This window comes from Bacillus sp. SRL337, from assembly GCF_984799155.1.
Genome location: NZ_OZ481793.1, coordinates 3689392 through 3710547, shown reverse-complemented (window position 1 = coordinate 3710547; position 21156 = coordinate 3689392). Strand labels below are relative to the sequence as shown.

The following is a 21156-nucleotide window of genomic DNA, read 5'->3' as shown; positions in this document are numbered from 1 at the left end:
CCACTCATCATGCGACAGGGGGTAATCACTTGAATAAATCAATGCTAGGAGTAATTGACGCAACCACTTATCACCAATCCTTGGAAGATTTGCTGCTGAACCGTTCATTGGCTGCTGTGCCGGTTGCAGGACGCTACCGATTAATCGATTTCATCTTATCCAATATGGTGAATTCCGGCATTCACAGTGTAGCGATCTTTCCTAAATATCAGTATCGTTCGCTTATGGACCATTTAGGTTCGGGTAAAAACTGGGACTTGAACAGAAAGAGAGACGGGTTGTTCTTTTTCCCGGCTCCGGCGATTGTTTCGGCAAACCAGGCGATGGGCTCATTCAATCATTTCGCACATCATATGGATTATTTCCAACGAAGCAAACAGAAATATGCTTTGATTACCAACTGCAATACGATATTCACGACAGATTTCACTCCTATGCTAAAGCGCCACATGGAGACAGGCTGTGATATTACAAAGATGAATCATGAGCAAAGGTCCATGGAGATCTATCTTCTGGAGACTTCCCGGCTTATTGAGTTGATCGAAACACGTGAGAAAACGGGCTATACTTGTATGAAAGATGTGGTTGAGGATAAAACAGGCGGGTTAAGTATATGCGACTATGAATATTTGGGATATGTTGAAAGGATTGAATGCATTCAAAGTTATTTCAATGCAAGCATGAATCTCCTTAAACCCGAATGCTGGAAACAGCTGTTCCGAAAAGAGTACCCAGTCCTTACCAAGGTAAAGGATGAACCCCCTACAAGATATCAAAATGGTGCGACTGTGAAGAATGCAATCATTGCCAATGGCTGCTTCATTGAAGGGAATGTAATGAACAGCACTGTGTTCAGAGGCGTTAAAATCGGCAGAGGAAGCATGGTTTCAAACAGTATCATTATGCAAAAAAGCCAAGTAGGGGAAAATTGTGTATTAGAACATGTCATTCTGGACAAAGATGTGAAGATAGAGGACAATGTGAAACTTGTCGGAACCCGGCAGGATCCAATTGTCATCAGAAAAGGAATGATCCAAGGAGCGTTGATGAACTCGTGAAGGTATTATTTGTTGTCTCGGAATGTGTTCCTTTCATCAAGTCAGGCGGGCTGGCGGATGTAACCGGCTCCCTGCCAAAAGAGTTAAAAAGCCTGGGCACTGATGTCAGGGTGATTCTGCCAAAATATCAATCAATCGCAGAGCCGTATAGGAACAAAATGAAAAAGGTCTGTGAGTTTTCCGTCCGGGTCGGCTGGCGGGAACAATACTGCGGGATAGAATCCTTGGAACATGATGGTGTCACGTTCTACTTTGTGGATAATGAATTTTATTTTAAACGGGACGGCCTTTACGGGTACTGGGATGACGGCGAGAGATTTTCCTATTTTACAAAAGCGGTCCTGGAAAGCCTGCCACAACTTGATTTTTATCCTGATATTCTCCACTGCCATGATTGGCACACAGGCATGATTCCTTTTCTGCTGCGCACCCAGTATCAATGGAGAAAAGGGTACAGTTTTATCAGGAGCATCTTTACGATACACAACCTGCAATTCCAAGGTGTATTTCCGAAGGAAGTCATGACAGATTTATTGAGTATTGACGAGTCCTATTTTCACCCTGAACAGCTGGAGTTTTATGGGAATATCAATTTCATGAAGGCGGCCCTTATTGCAAGTGATTATATTACGACTGTCAGTCCAACTTACAGGGATGAGATACTGACCGCATATTATGGAGAGAAGCTTGAAGGTGTGCTGAGAGGGCGTGCAGGCAGCCTCCAGGGGATTTTGAATGGGATCGATGACTCTTACTATTCGCCGGAGGCAGGAGCCGGCATTGTACCTTTTACAAAAGAGGATCCCAGCAAGAAGAAGGAGAATAAGAGGCGGCTTCAGCAGAAATTCGGTTTAGATCAGAACCAGGATGTGCCGATTATTTCCATCGTTTCCAGATTGACCAAGCAGAAAGGTCTTGACCTGGTGAAGGGGGTTTTCAGCGAAATCATGCAGGGAAATCTGCAGTTTATAATTCTTGGTACGGGAGACCAGGAGTTTGAACAATTCTTTAACAATATGGCGAATGCATATCCTGAAAAGCTGAGAGTCCACATTGGCTTTGATGAAAGCCTTGCTAAACAGATTTACGCTGGATCGGATTTATTTTTAATGCCTTCGAAGTTTGAGCCCTGCGGGTTAGGGCAGATGATTGCCCTTAGATATGGAACGCTGCCACTTGTTCGGGAAACAGGAGGGCTGAATGATTCGGTCCTTTCCTATAATGAGGATACAGGTGAGGGGCACGGTTTTTCATTCAGGAATTTCAATGCACATGATATGCTCTACACATTGAAGAGGGCATTGGCGTTTTATCATGAAGACACGAACACATGGGAAAGAATTGTCAGAGAAGCGATGGGGGTTGACTGTGGATGGGCCCAGTCCGCGTTTAAATACAATCAACTTTACGCGAAAATTTCATCCAGGAGTGAGAGCCATGTTTTCTGATAAAAATGATTTTAAAGTGGTATTCCTGAAGCGGCTTGAAATGATGTATGGGAAAACTTTTCCTGAATCCACAAGCCGTGATCAGTATTTCACGCTTGGGAATATAATCAGGGAGTACATCAGCATCAACTGGATCGGCACCAATGAGCAATATCGGTTCACAGGGCAGAAGCAGGTCTATTACTTATCGATTGAATTTCTGCTTGGCCGCTTGCTCCGCCAGAATCTTATGAATTTGGGAATCTATGAAATTGTCGAAGCAGGACTGACCGACCTGGGTATTGACCTTGATGATATTGAAGAAGAGGAAGCGGATGCGGGTCTTGGAAATGGCGGTCTGGGAAGGCTTGCCGCATGTTTTTTGGACTCACTGGCCTCCCTCGACCTTCCTGGACATGGATGCGGCATCCGATATAAGCATGGTCTCTTTGAACAAAAGATCGTCAAAGGATTTCAAGTGGAACTGCCGGAACAGTGGCTGCGTCACGGCCATGTCTGGGAAGTGAGGAAGCCGGATTTGGCAGTGGAGGTGCTCTTCTGGGGGAGAGTGGAATCACATGAAGAGAATGGCCGCTGGAAGTTCCGCCATATGGATGCAGAAGCTGTAACAGCTGTTCCCTATGATATGCCCGTAGTTGGATACCAGACGTCAACGGTCAATACGTTGAGGCTTTGGAGTGCTGAACCTTCTTCTTATCAAGCCGGCAGAGATATGATGAAACATAAAAGGGAAACAGAGGCAATCACGGAATTCCTTTATCCGGATGATACACATGATGAGGGGAAGACATTGCGTTTGAAACAACAGTATTTTCTTGTCAGTGCCAGTCTGCGGTCCATTCTGAGATCCTATCTGGCGCAAAAGCGTGACATCCGTGACTTACATGACTTTATTTCAATTCATATCAATGATACACACCCTGTGCTGGCAATTCCCGAATTGATGAGGATCCTCCTGGATGAACATGGGCTGGATTGGGACGATGCCTGGAGCATCACTTCAAAGACTTTTGCCTATACGAATCACACCACCTTATCAGAAGCATTGGAACGGTGGCCCGTCAGAATCTTTAAACCATTGCTTCCGCGAATTTTTATGATTGTAAATGAGATTAATGAGCGGTTCTGCCAGACCTTGTGGCAAAAATATCCCGGCGAATGGAATAGGATTGAACAAATGGCTATCGTTTCGCATGGGGAAATAAAGATGGCCCACCTTGCCATTGCGGGCAGTTTCAGTGTAAATGGTGTTGCAGCCATACACACTGAAATATTGAAGCAGAGGGAAATGAACTTGTTTTATCAATTTTATCCTGACAAATTCAATAATAAAACCAACGGAATCACTCACCGCAGATGGTTGTTAAAGGCAAACCAGCCTCTCGCTAAACTGGTGACAAATGCGATAGGAAGTGATTGGGTCCATGAGCCGGAAAAGCTGCACGCACTTCATGCTTTTAAAGAAGACCGGATGTTCCTGGAGGAACTGCAGAAGGTTAAACATTATAAGAAACAGCAGCTTGCCCAAAAAATCATGGAACAGAACGGACTGCAAGTCGATCCAGGTTCAATCTTTGATGTTCAGATCAAACGTCTTCATGCATACAAAAGACAGCTCCTGAATGTTCTGCATATCCTTCATTTGTATAACCGTTTCAGGGAAGACTCGAGCTTTGATATGCATCCAAGGACTTTCATTTTCGGGGCAAAGGCATCACCAGGATACTTTTATGCTAAAAAAATTATCAAGCTGATCGACTCGGTTGCGAAACTCGTTAATCATGACCCGGTTGTAAAAGGCCGCATTAAAGTGGTGTTCATGGAAAATTATAGGGTTTCTTTAGCAGAGGATATCATCCCGGCCGCCGATATCAGTGAGCAAATTTCAACTGCGAGCAAAGAGGCATCTGGAACGGGCAATATGAAATTCATGATGAACGGTGCCTTAACAGTGGGTACCCTGGATGGCGCAAATATTGAAATCCTTGAGAAGGCCGGTCCCGAGAATATCTTTATTTTTGGATTATCGGCTGAAGAGGTCATGAAGTACTATGCCGAGGGTGGATATTATTCTATGGAGTATTATCATCATGATGAACATATCAAACAGGTCATCAATCAGTTGATAGATGGTACACTGCCTGACTCTGCAGACCACTTTGAAGAGATTTTCGATTCGCTTCTGGCTGAAAATGATCAGTATTTTGTTCTGCGGGACTTTGCCTCCTATGCAACTATACAGGAAAAGGCAGGAAAGGCGTATGAAAATACAGACCTGTGGCTGCAAAAAAGTTTGATCAATATCGCTGGTTCCGGCTATTTTTCCAGTGACAGGACGATCAAAGAGTATGCTGATGATATTTGGGGAATTACCGGAAAGCAACTGATCAAGAGATAAAAAAGAAAGCGCAGCTGATTATTACTAACCCGTTCAGTACAGAGGGAGAAACCAATAAATTGAAAGGTAATTTGCGGTACAATTTGCATAGCATTTTGTATCGCCTTTTTTATCGGCATATCAATAGTTTCGGTGTTTTTTCGCTTATTGCTGCATACTGATTTGCAGGCCAATTTGCACTACCGCATAAATGTATGTGGTGTTGCAAACTGGTCTGCATTTTATGTTACAAATTTGTCCGCGGATTCGTTATTGCCAGATACAATAGATGGGAAGAGAAGGGGAATAACCAGTGGGAGAAAAATAAGGGGAGATTTTACCGTTAGATGTAGAGTAGACGTGGTTTTTGCGGAAAATAAGGGGAGTTTTTCCCTTTATACAAAGCAAAGCTGCCTATTTTCACGTTTTCTGAGTCAAATAAGAGGAATTTCTCCCTCTATTTAAGCTGTTTTCAATACTATTTGCTAATTAAGGATAATTTTTCCCTCTATAAACCTCAATTAGCAGAGAACCTGGTTTCATTGCTGAAGAATGTAAAGTTTAACGGGAAACCGGCTGTGCAACCGATCTGGGGCTTAATTAATAACACATAATAGAAGTGAGGAGCTGCAAGGTCGTTGGCAGCTCCTCTTTTTTGTGCAATTTTCATTCATAATACACTTCAAAACAGCCTGCAAAAGTCTTTGTATTTGGCTCTTTTCGTAAACTTTGTTGCTATTCAATATAAATTTCAACTAATATCCTGGTAAATCGTCGTTAAAACCGCGGTGAGAGGGAAAGAAAAGAGCTGCCCGTTCTTTTTCGAGAGTAAAACCCTATAATACAGGGGAAAAATCCGGCACTTGGGATTTTTCCGAAAACAACAATATATGCGAAAACAGCCTTGTATTTTAACCGGCAAAACCACCAGCAAATAGGCATTTTCTCCCTCTCAACCGAACGAGTTAGATTATTACCGGCGCTTTCCTTTTGTGTACCGGACCTTTCGGCGGGACCGGCGTGTGAGTAAAGATATCGATAGACCATCAGGCATGATTAGCCTGTGATATTATTTTTTCTTATCTGAAACGTAGCTGTCTCCCTTTTTGTAGGGGATATTTCCAATCGGTGATTCAAGGTCTTCACGATCCAGCTTGTCTTCATAGTCGTCCATTTTTTCATTTGGGACGACTTTTCTTTCTTTTCCTTCGATGTCTGTAGCAGAGAAGGAATCAATGTCTTCTGTGTTTCCATCATTCGATCTGACTCCATCCTGATACATGGAATTATAATCATTATAGGTACCTTGGAAATCTGAAGGGGTTTCGGAAGTTCCGTACCTGCCGGCTTCCTGGAAACTGTCCTGGTAATCTTTTATTTCATCTCTCCGGCCTTTAATATAGCTGTCGTTCTTCGGAGGCGTCAGAATATCCTCCTCGACGGGTCTGTCTGTTGCAAGCGTGGTCTCTGGTGTATCTTCTTTGCAGTAAAGGGTGGTCGGCAGCACTTCCAATCGTTCGTACTCGATTTCTTTGCCGCAAACCCTGCACTTTCCGTATGTTCCTTCTTCCATCGCTGCAAGGGCCTGATCCACCTTTTCCATCTCTGATTCTGCATGGTCATCGAGGGCAAACCCTTTTTCACGTTCATATAATTCTGTTCCAAGGTCGGCAGGGTGATTATCAACCGTATTCAGCTCGCCGTATCTCTCCTGCTCATTTTGGCCATGCAGCGTCTTTTTATCATTGTCCAAGTGCCTTTGAAGCTGCTCTTGTCGTTCCAGCAATTCATCCTTTAACTTTTCAAGTTGTTTATCCGTCAACATCTGTGTCACGTCCTTTATTCCATTTGATATTGGAGGTGCAATCAAGTATGAAAAAGTTTTGTTGATTTTCATGTATGTTGTACTTTATCCAATATGGACAGGGCGGAAACATGATTTTGAGGATGGAAAACATTAATAGGAAAAACAACCCTTAATAGAGCCGCTTTATGGTAAGTGATCCTGACCGGTAATAGGGCTGATTTAAGGCGGCAGAAACTCTTATGCTGATGGCATCTTCGGCAGACAGCTTACACTGGATTGTCTTGCCTATTGTCGTAATCAGTTTGGTTTCTGGTTCACTTATATATAAATCAAACCTTGAGCCTGGAAGGAACTGATTGCCGCGGAATAGTTCAAAACTGGCTCCCTGCACTGAGTATTCCCGGGTATCCAGCAGAAGAGTCAGTTGGGCAGTAATCTCATACATCCCATTTTCAGAGACAGAAAGGAGATTGGTCAACAGGGCAGGAGCGGCATTCACAGCGGGCCCTGTTTCATCAAATTCAATGGTCTCGAACCGGCCATTTAGAGGCTGTTCTTCATCAGAACCGTATAAAGAGCCGAAACCAAACGTTTTTCTGCATCCGTTTTGTTCCTGTACTTGTTGAACTAGTTGATTTGTTAGTTCTGAAAACACCGGATGTTGCATGGTTAATAATCCATCCGAATTTTTGCCCCATAGAGTTATCTCTACGTTCTCTTCCATTTCATTCAGTACGTTAAATTCAAAAAAGAGCATATCAAACTCGGCATAGAAGTTTAAGCACTTTGACTGTTGAGGTGGAATCTCGATGGTCTTCAGGATATACGGTTTGCGCTCTGTGCCATGAAAGCCCTGGATAAGTACAGATGAAAAATGGGATGCATTCCGGTTCATGATCTGCACCGACATTTGCTGATTGGGACGAATTCCGCTCACCGGGGAGTTTTCGATCAATCCTGTTGTCCGTAACGTCATTTTGTACACCTCCATCCGTTCTTCGTTGAAGCAGAATACAGCCATTTTTTTAGTTTATGTATCCTTTATGGCCTTGCCCGTAGGTTTTGCCTAAGGAAAGTGTGAGAATGTAAGGAACATGAAAAGACCAATCGCGTTGGCGATTGGTCTTTTCCTAACTTAGATATAGCTTATAAACAATCCGATTGAAAGCAGGAAACCAAAAATTGTGTTGGTTTGAGCTGTTGCTTTCATGGCAGGCATCATTTGTATCGGCATTGTTTTTCCAATAAACCCTTTGTAGGCTTTAATGGCTTTTGGAATGCTGATTATGCTGATGAGGAGCCATGGTGTAAATGAACCGGCAATGACGAGTGCAATCACCCAAATGTAGGAAAGGGCAAAGGCTGCGCCAAGCAGATTGATCGCTTTTTTCCTGCCTATAAGGATTGCCAGCGTTTTTCTGCCGTTTTCTTTATCTCCATCGAAATCGCGGATGTTGTTCGCCATCAGGATCATACCGACAAGGAGAAAGATTGGAATCGAAATCAGGACACTCGATGCGGTCACAATCCCTGTCTGGATATAGAATGAGATCAAGATGATCACAATTCCCATGAAAAAGCCTGCTACAATTTCACCGAAGGGTGTGTAGGCAATTGGAACAGGTCCACCAGTATAAAAATAGCCTGCTGCCATGCAAACTAAGCCTATCACTGCCAGCCACCAGCTGCTGTTGGCACAGATGTACAAGCCGAGGAGGAATGCGGCCCCATATAAACCGAATGCAAGGCCTTTTACCGTAGAGGGCTTGACGCCGTTGCGGACGATTGCACCGCCGATTCCGATTGATTTCTCGTTATCAAGGCCCCTCGCGTAATCATAGTATTCGTTGAACATGTTGGTCGCAGCCTGAATCAGGATGCTTGCTGCCAACATTGCTAAAAAGAGAAGCCAGTCAATATCCCCGTACTGTACGGCTAATGCAGTTCCAAGCAGGACGGGCACAAATGCGGCTGTAAGTGTATGGGGTCTGGTCAGCTGCCACCAGATACGCCAGCCTTTATCTGACTCCACAATATTGGATGTATATGTCTCCATCTTGGTCCTCTCCTTAATTGTGGGAAATAGTTTAAGTTACAATTGCTTTACAGATTAAAGTTTAGGTAAAGGACACAAAAGTGTCAATAACTTTTTCAAAAAGCCGGAAGGTGTTATTTTCCATATCTTAAAAGATAAAACGTTCCGTTTCTCAAATGTGCAAAAAGACGTTATTATATAATAAGGAAATAAAGTGATGAACGTTGACACGACTATATGTCAGGTGTATCTTAAAATAGGTTTAAATCTAAGGAAGGCTTTATGGGGGGATTGTTTTGAGTATTATTCATGATATCAAAATCGGAGGCAGCTTTGAAAAGGCATTGGCAAAAGCTAAAGCTGAAGGCGTCCCGGTTTTATACAGTGCAGTTCAAAAGGTCAGCCGCGTAAACCCCCTTTCATTTTATACAAAGGGCTTTTCGCTTTATAATGGAGAGCGCTTTTTTTGGAAGGACAAGGAGAACACAACACAAATTGCCGGTTTAGGCAGCGCATATATGCTTCGAAATGATTCTGAAAATAACCGTTACACTTCGATTGAGAACGAGTGGAAGCGCTTAATCGAGAATGCAGTGATAGAGTCTGATGAGGAGACGGCCGGTACAGGGCCACTTTTATTTGGTGGATTTTCTTTTGATCCATCAGTTCCAAGATCGAAAGAGTGGTCCGATTTTTCACATGGGATCTTTCAAATGCCAACGTTTATGTTGACGGTGGCTGGAGATGAGAGCTATCTGACGACCAATATACTCTGCACCTCACAGGATGATGAAACATTAGTAGATATCATTGATGAAAAACGAAGAGAGTTGTTAGGACAGTCACAAGACAGAAATTCAACCTTAGAAGTGGTGAAAGAAACTGAAGTAGCACCGGAAGAATGGAAGACGGCCCTGGAGGAAGTTGTCTCAAAACTGAAAGCCGGGGAAATGGAGAAGGTTGTCCTTGCAAGGAAGATGCTTATGACATTCAAGGATAAACCCTCTTCTGATGAAGTGATTCAAAACCTCTGGGATGAACAGCGGGACAGCTTTATTTTTTCAATGGAAGTGGCTAATAGCTGCTTCCTTGGGGCATCGCCCGAAAGGCTTGTCAAAAAGGAGGGGGATGCCATCCTTTCCACCTGTCTTGCGGGTTCTATAGCACGCAGCTCCGATCCCGAGGAAGATCGACTGCTGGGAGAAAGCCTTCTTCGGGATGAGAAAAATCGCCATGAACATCATCTGGTGGTTGAAATGATCAAGGATGTACTGGGACAACATTGCTCAGAGGTGCAAATGCCGAAAGGACCTGACCTGATGAAGGTGAGGGATATCCAGCATCTTTATACCCCTGTAAAAGGAAAAGCGGAGAAAGGGACCTCCATTTTAACGTTTGTATCCCAGCTTCATCCGACTCCGGCACTTGGCGGTGTTCCAAGGGATAAGGCCATGGAGACAATCAAGCAAGCTGAAAAGATGGACAGGGGTCTGTATGCAGCTCCAATGGGATGGATGGATGCCTATGGAAACGGTGAATTTGCTGTCGCCATCCGTTCCGGCCTTATATTTAAAGATGAGGCATATTTGTTCTCCGGCTGCGGGGTCGTTTCAGATTCTACTGCAGAGAGTGAATACCGGGAAACACAAATCAAATTCAAACCAATGCTTCGGGCTTTAGGAGGAAATACTGATGGACTTTGATCATCAGAAAGCACTAACTGAATATCTTTCTGCGTTTATAGAAGAGCTGTATCATTCGGGGGTCAACAAAGTGGTAATCAGTCCGGGGTCACGTTCAACCCCGCTGGCAATGCTGTTTGCGAAACATCCGAATATAGAGTCGTTTATCAATATTGATGAAAGGTCGGCAGCCTTCTTTGCACTTGGCATGGCAAAAGCCGACAAACAGCCGGTTGCCATATTGTGTACTTCAGGTACTGCTGCTGCTAATTATTATCCTGCAGTCATTGAAGCCAAATATTCCCGCGTGCCGCTGGTTGTCCTGACTGCTGACAGGCCTCATGAATTAAGGGAAGTAGGAGCACCACAGGCCATTAACCAGATTGATCTCTTTGGCAGCCATGCAAAATGGTTTGACGAAATGGCCCTCCCTGAACACACTGATTCCATGATTCAATATGCCAAGAGAGCCGCTTCGCGCGGAGCTGCTTTTGCGCAAAGTGTGCCAGAGGGCCCAGTTCACTTTAATTTCCCGCTTCGCGAACCGCTTGTACCTGATATGAGATATACCTTTAAAGAAGAACAAAGCCAGACAGTCATCACACAAGGGGCTGGCAGTGTTTCACGTTCGGTACTTGAGAGGCTGGCTTTTCAGCTTTCCGGAAAAAGGAAAGGGATGATCGTATGCGGTCCTCAATTGGATGCCCGTGCTGTGGAAGCGGTTGTTAAGCTGGCTGAAAAGATGAACTTCCCTGTGCTGGCGGATCCGCTGTCTTCATTAAGAAGCGGGGACCATGACAAATCCCTGATCATTGATGGTTATGACAGTTTCTTGCGGATAGAAAAATTCAAGTCTGCAATGAGACCGGATATCGTCATTCGTGTCGGGGCTATGCCTGTTTCAAAAGCACTGACACTTTTTCTCAAGGATCAGGAAATCGACCATTGGGTCTTAGATTCAGGAGGCATGTGGCGAGATCCATCAGGAAAGTGTACGGAAATGATACATGCTGATGAAGCTCAAGTATTAAATGGGTTGGCCGATATGATGGATGGAACAGATACTGAAGGCGGCTGGATGAATCAATGGGTGAAGATCAATCAAAAAACCCAGGAATTAACAGCTGATTTTACTGTTAAAAACAATGTATCGCTGGATGAAGGAATGTCTGTCAAAAGTTTAATCGAATCCCTCCCGGAAAACTCGGCAATATTTGCGAGCAATAGTATGCCAATCAGGGATTTGGATACCTTCTTCATGAATAATGAAAAGAATGTCACTGTACTCGCGAACCGCGGGGCCAATGGGATTGATGGTGTCGTCTCGACAGCCATGGGCGTCAGTGCAACCGGGAAGCCAACTTATCTGGTAATTGGTGATTTGGCCTTTTATCATGATATGAATGGCCTGCTGGCAGGGAAGATGTATGGCCTCAACTTGAAGATTCTTCTGATCAATAACAACGGCGGAGGCATTTTCTCTTACTTGCCGCAAGCAAATGAGAAGGAGCATTTTGAGCTTTTATTTGGAACTCCCGCTGATCTTGATTTTGTCCATGCAGCAAAACTCTATGGAGCAAATTATAAAAAAGCTGAAACCTTCGAAGAATTTACGGAAGCTTTGGCAGAGTGGGACACAATATCGGGTTTATCCATCATTGAAGCTGTCACCAACAGAGAAGAAAATGTCCGTAACCATCGAGAATTGTGGAATAATGTTTCCCGGGAAATAGAAAGGCTGCTGTAGTTTGACAATAATTCACATTACAGGGGATAGAATATGATTTTTTCTATTAATGGTGTTCAGTACCATGTCGAGATTAAAGGAGAAGGTCCCCCGTTAGTACTTCTTCACGGATTTACCGGTGACGGCAGTACTTGGGGCAGTGTCCTTCCTTATCTGAAAGATTACCAAACGATAGCGGTGGATCTGCTTGGACATGGCAAGACAGAATCGCCTGAAACACCCGAACGCTACAGGATTGAACGGGCTATAGACGATTTAGAACGGCTTCTTCAGAAATTGAACTATAATGAAGTCTATCTGCTAGGGTATTCAATGGGAGGCCGACTCGCGCTTGGGTTTACTGCTGCCTACCCAAATCGCGTCAAAACGTTGATTTTGGAAAGCTCTTCCCCAGGGTTGAAGACGGAAGACGAGAGAAACCAAAGGTATGCAGGTGATCAAAAGCTGGCTGATATGATTCTATCCAGAGGCATGAGATCTTTCGTTGATTATTGGGAAGATATCCCCCTGTTTTCATCACAAAAGTCTTTGTCTTCTGATATTAAGGAGAAAATCAGAAACAACAGACTGTCCCAAAATCCACTGGGGCTTGCGAACAGCCTCAAGGGTATGGGGACCGGCCGGCAGCCTTCCTATTGGAAGGGATTAAAATATCTTTCAATGGACATGCTTTTTATAGCAGGGGAGCTCGACAGTAAATTTTGCAGAATTGCAGAAGCCATGGAGAAAGACGCAGAAAATTCCTCTGTTGTAATCGTTCAGGGTACCGGCCATGCATTACATGTGGAAGAACCTGAAAAGTTTGGTACAATAGTAAGTGAGTTTTTAAAGAATACATAAGGAGGTTTTCCCGTTATGTCATTTGAATGGGTGAGCGAAAGAAATTATGAAGATATTCTGTACGAAACATATAATGGAATAGCGAAAATCACGATCAACCGTCCTGAGGTTCGCAATGCATTCCGTCCTAAGACTGTGATGGAATTAATTGATGCCTTCGCATATGCTCGAGACGATTCCAAGGTAGGCGTTATCGTTTTGACAGGTGCTGGAGAGAAAGCATTTTGTTCCGGAGGAGATCAAAGCGTCCGCGGCCATGGCGGATACGTTGGTGAAGATGAAATTCCTCGTTTGAACGTCCTGGACTTACAGCGTCTGATCCGTGTCATTCCTAAACCGGTCATCGCAATGGTTGCCGGGTATGCGATCGGCGGGGGCCACGTGCTTCATGTCGTTTGTGACCTGACAATCGCTGCAGATAATGCTGTATTTGGACAAACAGGTCCAAAGGTAGGAAGCTTTGATGCCGGGTATGGCGCAGGGTATCTCGCTCGTATCGTCGGCCATAAGAAAGCAAAAGAAATCTGGTACCTGTGCCGTCAGTATGGTGCAGAGGAGGCTCTGGAAATGGGCTTGGTCAACACTGTGGTACCATATGAGAAGCTGGAAGAGGAAACCGTTCAGTGGGCATCTGAAATGCTGGAGAAGAGCCCGACTGCCCTTCGTTTCCTAAAAGCGGCATTCAATGCGGACACAGATGGACTTGCAGGTCTTCAGCAGCTTGCTGGTGACGCAACACTTCTATATTATACAACAGATGAGGCAAAAGAAGGCCGCGATGCGTTCAAGGAAAAGCGCAAGCCGGACTTCGGTCAATTCCCACGATTCCCTTAATGGGGAAGAGGTTCAAACGGAACGGACCTGAACAGTGTGTTGGATGATTAGTAAAAGGCTTGATGGAATCTTCCATCAAGCTTTTTTTCGAATTAACGCATATCGTTCAAAGGAAATCTTACCAATGCAGCTCAATACCAATGAAAGAAAGTTGAAGAGGAAGTTGATATACCCCCATGGAAGCAGAGGCTTAAAAAGAGAAAATGCTGACCCTCGCTCGAAACACGTGGGTATCTCGAATATTTAACTATGAATACCAAATCAACATTTACTAAAAATTAATGGAAAAATGATAGAAACACAATGGATTGGAGACTTCGAAATGGAGAATCATTTATTCCTTCCCAACTTATTGAAACAGAGAGCCTTTTTGACTCCTGACAGAAGGGCTTTGACGTTTGAGGAACATCAATATACGTTCAGGGAAGTCTATGATACCGCGAGAAGGTGGGCTGGGACCCTTCAAAATACGTTCAATGTAAAGCAAGGCACTAAAGCAGGTGTTCTTATTAAAAATACGAAAGCTGGATACTTCCTGCTCCTTGCTCTTCAGCAGGCAGGCGTGGCGGCAGTGATGTTGAATAACCGTTTGACCAATGAAGAGTTGGAGTTTCAAATTCAAGACACCGGTATTGATGCTTTGTTTTATGATGAAGAATTCCATAGCTGTGCACATGAGTTGAAGAGAATCATCAATAAAGAAAGAGTATTTGCGCTTTCAGAGCTGGAGTCACAGCAATCAGAGGAATTCCATCCTCATGAACAGGTTGAAATGGAAGGTGTCTGTACAATCATGTATACTTCCGGAACGACAGGAAAGCCAAAGGGTGTAGTGCAGTCATACAATAATCATTGGTGGAGCGCAGTAGGATCGGCACTGAACCTCGGACTTAAGGAAAGCGATGTCTGGCTGTGTGCTGTGCCATTGTTTCATATAAGCGGTTATTCGATTTTGATGAGAAGCATAATTTACGGTATGGAGATCAAGCTTTATGAAAAATTCGATGCAGCGGATGTGAACCAGGATTTAAGGAGTGGCGGCATAACGATTATTTCCGTAGTCAGTGCCATGCTTCAAAGGCTTCTGAAAGACCTGGAAGAGGACAGCTACCATCCTGATTTCCGCTGTATGCTGCTTGGAGGCGGCCCTGCGCCGAAAAGTATGCTTGAAGAGTGTAAAGAAAAAGGTATCCCTGTTTATCAGACCTACGGGATGACCGAAACTTCGTCTCAAATCGTGACACTCTCGCCCGAGGACAGCCTGAAAAAACTGGGATCTGCGGGCAAACCCTTATTTCCCTGTGAATTGAAAATTGTCCATAACGGCGAAGAAGCGGAAGCCCATGTACAGGGGGAAATCGCCGTAAGGGGCCCGAATGTCACAAAAGGATATTTCAATCGGGAAAAGGCAAATAACGAGAGCTTTGAAGCAGGCTGGTTCCTGACAGGGGACATCGGCTGCCGGGATGACCAGGGCTTTTTATATGTACTTGACCGGCGTTCCGATCTAATTATTTCTGGAGGGGAAAATATCTATCCTGCCGAAATTGAATCTGTTCTGGTGTCCCATCCTGATATTTCTGAAGCCGGGGTAATCGGGGTTGAATCGGAAAGATGGGGACAAGTCCCGGCAGCCTTCCTTGTTTCTGAAAAAGAGCTGGAAAGTTCGCAGGTAAAGGATTTTTGCAGAACCAGGCTTGCCGGTTATAAGGTTCCTCACTATATTTACTTGGTTGAAAGCCTCCCTAGAAATGCATCCAATAAATTATTGCGAAAGAATTTGAGGGCATTTGTTCAAAAGGAGCAGGACAATGAAAATTGAAAAGATCATCCTCCATGTTATCAAGATGAAGCTCAAGAAGCCTTTTACAACACATCTTGGAACGGTTAAGGACCGGGAAGGGATTATCGTGGAAGTCATTGATGAGAGGGGAATCAGGGGATATGGAGAAGGAGTGGCCTTCAGTACCCCGTGGTATACAGAAGAAACAGTCGGCACCTCTTTGCATATCCTACAGGATGTGTTGATCCCTCTGTTGTTAAGATCATCTATCACTGATCCGCGAGAAGTATTTCCCTTGTTTTCATCTGTCAGAAGAAACAATATGGCAAAGGCAACTTTGGAATGCGCGGTCTGGGACCTTTATGCGAAACGACTCGAAAAGCCGCTATGGCGTGTGCTAGGAGGAACCAGGGAAATCATCGCTGCCGGTGCAGTGGCTGGATCTCCTGGGATAAAAGAAACAATTGAGCAAGTACATGAATTGGTGAAGGAAGGCTACGAGCGGATTAAAGTGAAAATCTCCCCGGAGAAGGATATTAAATTGATTAAGGCCATCAGGAATGAATTCCCTCACCTGTCGTTAATGGCTGATGCAAATTCTGCCTATTCCTTAAAAGATATTCAACATCTAAAAAAATTGGATCCATTCGGGCTCGAAATGATTGAACAGCCTTTGGGGATAGACGACATTTATGAGCACAGCCTCCTTCAGAAAGAGTTGAAGACCAAGGTCTGTCTCGATGAAAGCATCACTTCTATTCATGATGCCAGAAGCGCTATTGCACTGGGCAGCTGCAGGTTCATCAATATCAAGCTTGGCCGGATCGGAGGATATGCCCCTGCTGTTTCCGTGCATGACTTATGCAAGCAGGAAGGCGTGCGAGTGTGGTGTGGCGGCATGATTGAATTCGGGATATCCAGGGCGCATAATATTGCCCTTTCTACTTTGGAAGGCTTTGATTTTCCGGGAGACATATCGTCCTCATCTCGTTATTGGGAAGAGGATATCATAGAGCCGGCAGTAACAGTCGTAAATGGAAAGATTACTGTGACTGAAGAACCGGGGATCGGTGTCGAATTAAACCAAGGACGATTAAAGCAGGTTTCCCTTTTCACAAAAGAATTCAAACACTAAAAAGGAGGGCTGAAATCAGCCTCCTTTTACTTGTTCGGCAGTCATAATCTTTGGGTCTAATTAGGAAACAGGTTCAAATGTCTTACAATCCGTTTCATGCTGGTCATCAGCTTGTTTGCCAGAATGGCTGACTACATAAATTTGGTCTGCAGAGCATTTGTTTCCATGTTTCCAGAAGTGACAGTTATTCACTTCGCACAGTACGTCTTTTGCCATCTTCTTCAACTCCCATGTTAGAAATGCCGTACATGGTTAGTTTTGATGTTATTTAACAGGTTTATGAGTGGTAACTATATCTATGTCTTTTGTTTCAAGTATCGCTTATCATTCATGAACAGGCTCCAGAAATAAATGAACCCTGGAAACAGGATGGCGAACCCGACAATATAGGTGATAAAGACGGCTTTAAAGGAATTAGGATCCGTAAAGCCAGAACTGATGGTAACTTCTGGATAAATGATATATGGAAGGTGAGCCTTTCCGTATACATAGCTGGCAATCAGATATTGAAGCGTAATGGCAATGACTGCAATCCTTGGCAGGCCTTTGATGCCTTTTTTGTCTGTGGGCAAAAATAAAGCTGCGCCGGCAACGAGAAAACCCAGCAATGAAAATACAAGCAGAATCCTGTCTTCCATCATACTTTCATAGAGCCAGCTGGCTTCCGTCTTCAGAGTAAACATGATCCACAAGGCTGACATCAGCGACAGAGGCCCTGTTATCATCGCATCTCTCCGGTAGACGCGATAGGCATCAAGTTCCTCAGAAGTTTTCGAGTAGTCCGCGAGAAGGAGAGAAGAAAGGAACAAGGTAGAACTGATGGCAAAGGCTATAAAGGCATATTCATTCGGACTGGCAAACAGTTCCCCCAAAAGCAGGGTCTGGCCATCTTCAAAATCCACAAATTGTCCGTGGGAAATAGGCAGGACGCTGATCAGCAGACCAGGTATCAACAAGCCGCAAACCCCTGAAATATAAGTCAGGATCTTTCTGTAGTCTTCAGCAACATGAGAAAATACAAGAAAGGCGCTTCGAAGGGCAAGCAATAAAAGAATCATGCTTCCTGGAACTAAAAGGACAGTGCCAAGTGAATAGGCAGCGCCTGGAAAGAAACTATAGACAGCCACCACAATCGCCACGATAAAGGTATTGGTCACTTCCCATGTTGGAGAAAGGTAGCGGTTGGCGATATTCGTGGCTTTCGTTTTTTCCCGGTTAATGTAAACCATGGACCAGAAGCCCGCTCCGAAATCCATGGTGGCCATGACAGCATAGATAAATACAAATCCCCACAGTACCGTAATGGCCAGTAATTCATTCGACATCTTTTCACCCCCAGTGAAGTTTTCAGGCGTATGTAGGTGAGGTTACGAAAAAAATCCTGTGCTTGTGTGCTCTGCTTTGTTCAGGTCATCTTCAGCTGGATTTCTTCTGAAATAATATAGAAGTACGGAAACTACAGCGATTCCCAATACCACATAGACCGAAGTGAAGGCGACAAACAATGTTGCCAGATTCCCGGTAGTAGTCACGGAGTCCTCGGTACTAAGCATTCGGTAAATCGTCCAAGGTTGTCTGCCGGTACAGGCAAAAATCCACCCGAATTCAATAGCCAGAATCGCTAAAGGGCCGCCGGTAATGAATAACCACATCATCCATTTAGGGAAACGGTCCTTCTTGAGCAATTTGTTCCATACAAAGGCGATAAGGCCAAGCACTATGAGGAGGCTTCCAATCCCTACCATGGCATTAAACAGCGTGTGAACAAAAAGAGGAGGCCAATATTCCTCTGGAAAATCATTTAATCCTATGACTTCTGTTTGAAAGCTGTTTCCTGCCAGGAAACTTAATGCCCAGGGGATTTCGATTCCCCATTTTATTTCCTGGGTTTCTCTGTCAGTGAATCCGCCGATGGCAAGAGGTGCGTACCGCTGGGTTTCGAATAAACCTTCTGCCGCTGCAAGTTTCTCAGGCTGATATTCGTGGAGCATCTGTGCCGATTCATGTCCATTGATGGCTGTGAAAAAGGCAAAAGTTGCTCCCACCAGCAGACCGAGCATCAGCGCTTTACGGTGGAACTTATATACTCTGCTGCCGAAGTCCGCCTTCAGCATTTTGTAAGCAGCAACTGAAGCGATGACAAATCCTCCTGTTACATACGCTGACAATGCAACATGTCCCGCTGTTACGAAGAAACTTGGGTTGAAAAAAGCCTTCCATGGATCAACGTCGACAATTTCACCGTTGACCATCCTGAATCCCGCAGGAGTTCCTTCAAACGCATGGACATTCGTAATGAGTACAGCAGAAGCCAGTCCCCCGAGTACAACCAGTATCAGGCTGAGAATACGCATCCATGGAGCGATACGGTTGGCTGCATACACATAAATCGACATGAATAATGCTTCCACAAAAAAAGCGTAGATTTCAATCTGGAAAGGAAGTGCCATGACTCTTCCGACAACCTCCATAAAGCCCGGCCATAGCAGAGAAAGCTGAACACCGGCAATCGTCCCTGAAGGAATTCCGACTCCGAGCAGGACGGCAAAGGCTTTTGTCCATCTTTTCCCCATGATTTCATATTCATGGTCTTTCGTTTTCTGATAAAGCAGTTCTGCAATCAGAATCATCATTGGGATGGCGACTCCGAGAGTGGCAAATATGATGTGAAATCCCATCGTCGTCCCGAACATTGACCGAGCAATTACCAAATCATCCATAAGTGTTACTCCTTTAACTAGTGTTTGACGGTTTTATTCTTCTCCAAAAGATACAAATTATGCAGAGTTATCCAGAAGTGGAAACGGAGGATAGAGCTGACGGTTAACAGCCAATCCCACAGGAGGTAATCCTGAGACTGGAAAAGAAGAAGAAATCGTATGAAGGATTAAAAACTGTTGGAGAGGAAGGGGAAAAGAGCTCTAGAGACTCGTCCAGCGGTTTCCTTAATCCCAGACGGAGTCAGTCCGGCACGTAAGCGGGTGAACGGCCCTTTACGCTTTTTTTAGGATAAGTCAACCCCGAGACTGATGTCTTAGTAGATGAATTTAACTCGTATAGGAGCCCTTCAATCAGTACAGCGTTGAACGGCCTCTTTGCATCTGGATTTTCCTGCATAGCCGGGGAGTGACAGCCATACAGTGGAGAACATAGCACCAAACCAACAAAAAGCGCCGACCATAGTTTATGATTACTAAATAAAAAGCCGCCCCTTCTTCCTAATATAGGAAAAAGGGGCGGCTTTTTTCTTTGAAAGCTTTGTATGTGTTGCTCTTTTTATCCCATTAGCTTGAGAATCCTCTTAATGTTTACCGCAAATATTGCCATGGCACCTTGTAACTCCATGCCAATTAGACCCGAGGATTCTGCTGTTTTGTGTCCCACTTTGGCATCCTAATCATTCATGCACTGGAGCTGCTCAATATCATCGGCAACCGTTTCTTTCAGGAGATTAATCTGTTCCTTCACTTTGGGATATTCTAAAAGGATTTCTTCCTTTTCTATCACCTTAATGAGCTTTTGTGAGTAGGTTATCTCATCTTCCAGAACATCATTGGTTGGCTTCACAGGGAACTTGTCCTTCATACTTTCGTTAATCTTATAAATCGATTTTCTAAGATTCTTGGAGCGCTCCATAAGAATTTCCTTTGGCTTCATTTGATTATAGCGGGCTTTGGTATGGGTGGCATCCACAATAATGGACTTACTTTTTATAATTTCATTCTCTATGGCAATCTCAACCGTCTTGTTGACAAGCATGTCTAATAAGTTCATGTCCTTTAACCTAAGTTTACGAAACTTAGTCAGAGAACTTTGAATCAATGACGGGCTCTTCTGGAGCCATATTCAAAAAATACTTGAAAGACATATCATATTTCGAACGTTTAACAATATCTACATCTGATACATCGTGAATGGTTTTCAAAAACAGATATTTGAACATGCGTATTATAGGATCAATGGCATTCCGTCCATTATCATGACAATATTTATTCTTTAATTCATCAAAAATAAAGGAGAAATCGATTAAATCGTTTATTTTCCTTAACATATTGTCCTGAGGAACGACGATATCATAAAGGTCCATATACTTACTGAACATCATTGTTTGTTGTTGCTGAATCATTGGAAACCACCCACTTTTATTGATATTTCTATTATAAAGTAAGGCTTTGTTAGTAGGTAGTTCTTTTTTTGCTGCGTTGATTGGAGTGGAAGGTGTGCGACCTCCTGCGGGACTAGCGGGACAGGTGAGACCCCGCAGAGTCGTGCACCTGGAACGGAAATCTACACCTTTTCATAAAACGGGAAATGAAAAAGGCAGAATCGTTTTTTAAAGTAAACAATTCTGCCTTTTAGATTTTTATTGGACTTTTTCAGTGGCCTCCCATAAAGTCAGCGCTTTTTCAA

Annotated in this window: 16 protein-coding genes and 1 pseudogene; 9 read left to right on the top strand and 8 right to left on the bottom strand. The window is 44.0% G+C overall.

From position 1 onward, the window contains the following. Positions 1–29: 29 nt before the first annotated feature. The 3 genes from AC4E8A_RS18685 to AC4E8A_RS18675 are packed head-to-tail and all read left to right on the top strand — an operon-like array spanning position 30 to position 4904. Positions 30–1058, top strand: a complete 1029-nt coding sequence (locus tag AC4E8A_RS18685; RefSeq protein ID WP_490195246.1) for a GlgC family sugar phosphate nucleotidyltransferase — start codon at positions 30–32, stop codon at positions 1056–1058. Continuing rightward, on the top strand, positions 1055–2506 hold the full coding sequence (gene glgA, locus AC4E8A_RS18680; RefSeq protein WP_490195244.1) for a glycogen synthase GlgA: 1452 nt from the start codon (positions 1055–1057) through the stop codon (positions 2504–2506). Before AC4E8A_RS18685 ends, glgA begins: the two co-directional genes overlap by 4 nt. Beyond that, positions 2496–4904: a glycogen/starch/alpha-glucan phosphorylase gene (locus AC4E8A_RS18675; RefSeq protein WP_490195242.1), complete on the top strand. Its 2409-nt coding sequence runs from the start codon at positions 2496–2498 to the stop codon at positions 4902–4904. The genes glgA and AC4E8A_RS18675 overlap by 11 nt, the downstream gene beginning before the upstream one ends. Positions 4905–5400: 496 nt before the next feature. On the opposite strand, the gene AC4E8A_RS18670 is transcribed toward AC4E8A_RS18675, so the two are convergent. The 4 genes from AC4E8A_RS18670 to AC4E8A_RS18655 form a co-directional block, all read right to left on the bottom strand. Then, positions 5401–5553: a hypothetical protein gene (locus AC4E8A_RS18670; RefSeq protein ID WP_490195240.1), complete on the bottom strand. Its 153-nt coding sequence runs from the start codon at positions 5551–5553 to the stop codon at positions 5401–5403. Positions 5554–5952: 399 nt separating this feature from the next. Then, positions 5953–6708: a TraR/DksA C4-type zinc finger protein gene (locus AC4E8A_RS18665; RefSeq protein ID WP_490195238.1), complete on the bottom strand. Its 756-nt coding sequence runs from the start codon at positions 6706–6708 to the stop codon at positions 5953–5955. A 151-nt stretch (positions 6709–6859) separates the two neighbouring features. Beyond that, positions 6860–7666: a hypothetical protein gene (locus AC4E8A_RS18660; protein ID WP_490195236.1), complete on the bottom strand. Its 807-nt coding sequence runs from the start codon at positions 7664–7666 to the stop codon at positions 6860–6862. 159 nt (positions 7667–7825) lie between these two features. Then, positions 7826–8746 (bottom strand): 1,4-dihydroxy-2-naphthoate polyprenyltransferase, encoded by a 921-nt coding sequence (locus AC4E8A_RS18655; protein WP_490195235.1) that lies wholly within the window; start codon positions 8744–8746, stop codon positions 7826–7828. Positions 8747–9021: 275 nt separating this feature from the next. Here AC4E8A_RS18655 and AC4E8A_RS18650 point away from each other — a divergent pair, with 275 nt between their 5' ends. The 6 genes from AC4E8A_RS18650 to menC all read left to right on the top strand — a co-directional run bounded on the left by AC4E8A_RS18650 (position 9022) and on the right by menC (position 16746). After that, positions 9022–10428: an isochorismate synthase gene (locus tag AC4E8A_RS18650; RefSeq protein ID WP_490195233.1), complete on the top strand. Its 1407-nt coding sequence runs from the start codon at positions 9022–9024 to the stop codon at positions 10426–10428. Then, on the top strand, positions 10418–12154 hold the full coding sequence (gene menD, locus AC4E8A_RS18645; RefSeq protein WP_490195231.1) for a 2-succinyl-5-enolpyruvyl-6-hydroxy-3-cyclohexene-1-carboxylic-acid synthase: 1737 nt from the start codon (positions 10418–10420) through the stop codon (positions 12152–12154). Before AC4E8A_RS18650 ends, menD begins: the two co-directional genes overlap by 11 nt. A 33-nt stretch (positions 12155–12187) precedes the next feature. Further along, on the top strand, positions 12188–12994 hold the full coding sequence (gene menH / locus AC4E8A_RS18640; RefSeq protein WP_490195229.1) for a 2-succinyl-6-hydroxy-2,4-cyclohexadiene-1-carboxylate synthase: 807 nt from the start codon (positions 12188–12190) through the stop codon (positions 12992–12994). A gap of 15 nt (positions 12995–13009) precedes the next feature. Next, a complete protein-coding gene (menB, locus tag AC4E8A_RS18635) occupies positions 13010–13828 on the top strand; it encodes a 1,4-dihydroxy-2-naphthoyl-CoA synthase (RefSeq protein ID WP_490195228.1) in 819 nt (272 codons plus the stop codon). Positions 13829–14150: 322 nt separating this feature from the next. Beyond that, the gene (locus AC4E8A_RS18630) at positions 14151–15650 is read left to right on the top strand and encodes an o-succinylbenzoate--CoA ligase (RefSeq protein WP_490195227.1); all 1500 of its coding nucleotides are present in this window, start codon (positions 14151–14153) and stop codon (positions 15648–15650) included. Next, entirely contained in the window at positions 15640–16746 is a 1107-nt protein-coding gene (gene menC / locus AC4E8A_RS18625) for an o-succinylbenzoate synthase (protein ID WP_490195224.1), read from the top strand. Before AC4E8A_RS18630 ends, menC begins: the two co-directional genes overlap by 11 nt. A 60-nt stretch (positions 16747–16806) precedes the next feature. Here menC and AC4E8A_RS18620 read toward each other — a convergent pair whose 3' ends face one another. The 4 genes and pseudogenes from AC4E8A_RS18620 to AC4E8A_RS18605 all read right to left on the bottom strand — a co-directional run. Beyond that, positions 16807–16962, bottom strand: coding sequence for a DUF1540 domain-containing protein (locus AC4E8A_RS18620; protein WP_490195223.1), 156 nt, complete (start codon positions 16960–16962; stop codon positions 16807–16809). A gap of 80 nt (positions 16963–17042) precedes the next feature. Then, positions 17043–18071, bottom strand: coding sequence for a cytochrome d ubiquinol oxidase subunit II (locus AC4E8A_RS18615; RefSeq protein WP_490195221.1), 1029 nt, complete (start codon positions 18069–18071; stop codon positions 17043–17045). Between the two features lie 42 nt (positions 18072–18113). Beyond that, positions 18114–19466 (bottom strand): cytochrome ubiquinol oxidase subunit I, encoded by a 1353-nt coding sequence (locus AC4E8A_RS18610; RefSeq protein ID WP_490195219.1) that lies wholly within the window; start codon positions 19464–19466, stop codon positions 18114–18116. A 676-nt stretch (positions 19467–20142) separates the two neighbouring features. Continuing rightward, positions 20143–20872: pseudogene (locus tag AC4E8A_RS18605) on the bottom strand (transposase); the annotation flags it as partial. Positions 20873–21156 lie beyond the last annotated feature (284 nt).

Coding starts and splice junctions, on each gene's coding strand:
- AC4E8A_RS18675 (WP_490195242.1), top strand. CDS start 2,496: ATGTTTTCTGATAAAAATGATTTTAAAGTGGTATTCCTGAAGCGGCTT.
- AC4E8A_RS18670 (WP_490195240.1), bottom strand. CDS start 5,553: ATGAAAATTGCACAAAAAAGAGGAGCTGCCAACGACCTTGCAGCTCCT.
- AC4E8A_RS18665 (WP_490195238.1), bottom strand. CDS start 6,708: ATGTTGACGGATAAACAACTTGAAAAGTTAAAGGATGAATTGCTGGAA.
- AC4E8A_RS18660 (WP_490195236.1), bottom strand. CDS start 7,666: ATGACGTTACGGACAACAGGATTGATCGAAAACTCCCCGGTGAGCGGA.
- AC4E8A_RS18655 (WP_490195235.1), bottom strand. CDS start 8,746: ATGGAGACATATACATCCAATATTGTGGAGTCAGATAAAGGCTGGCGT.
- menD (WP_490195231.1), top strand. CDS start 10,418: ATGGACTTTGATCATCAGAAAGCACTAACTGAATATCTTTCTGCGTTT.
- menH (WP_490195229.1), top strand. CDS start 12,188: ATGATTTTTTCTATTAATGGTGTTCAGTACCATGTCGAGATTAAAGGA.
- menB (WP_490195228.1), top strand. CDS start 13,010: ATGTCATTTGAATGGGTGAGCGAAAGAAATTATGAAGATATTCTGTAC.
- AC4E8A_RS18630 (WP_490195227.1), top strand. CDS start 14,151: ATGGAGAATCATTTATTCCTTCCCAACTTATTGAAACAGAGAGCCTTT.
- menC (WP_490195224.1), top strand. CDS start 15,640: ATGAAAATTGAAAAGATCATCCTCCATGTTATCAAGATGAAGCTCAAG.
- AC4E8A_RS18620 (WP_490195223.1), bottom strand. CDS start 16,962: ATGGCAAAAGACGTACTGTGCGAAGTGAATAACTGTCACTTCTGGAAA.
- AC4E8A_RS18615 (WP_490195221.1), bottom strand. CDS start 18,071: ATGTCGAATGAATTACTGGCCATTACGGTACTGTGGGGATTTGTATTT.
- AC4E8A_RS18610 (WP_490195219.1), bottom strand. CDS start 19,466: ATGGATGATTTGGTAATTGCTCGGTCAATGTTCGGGACGACGATGGGA.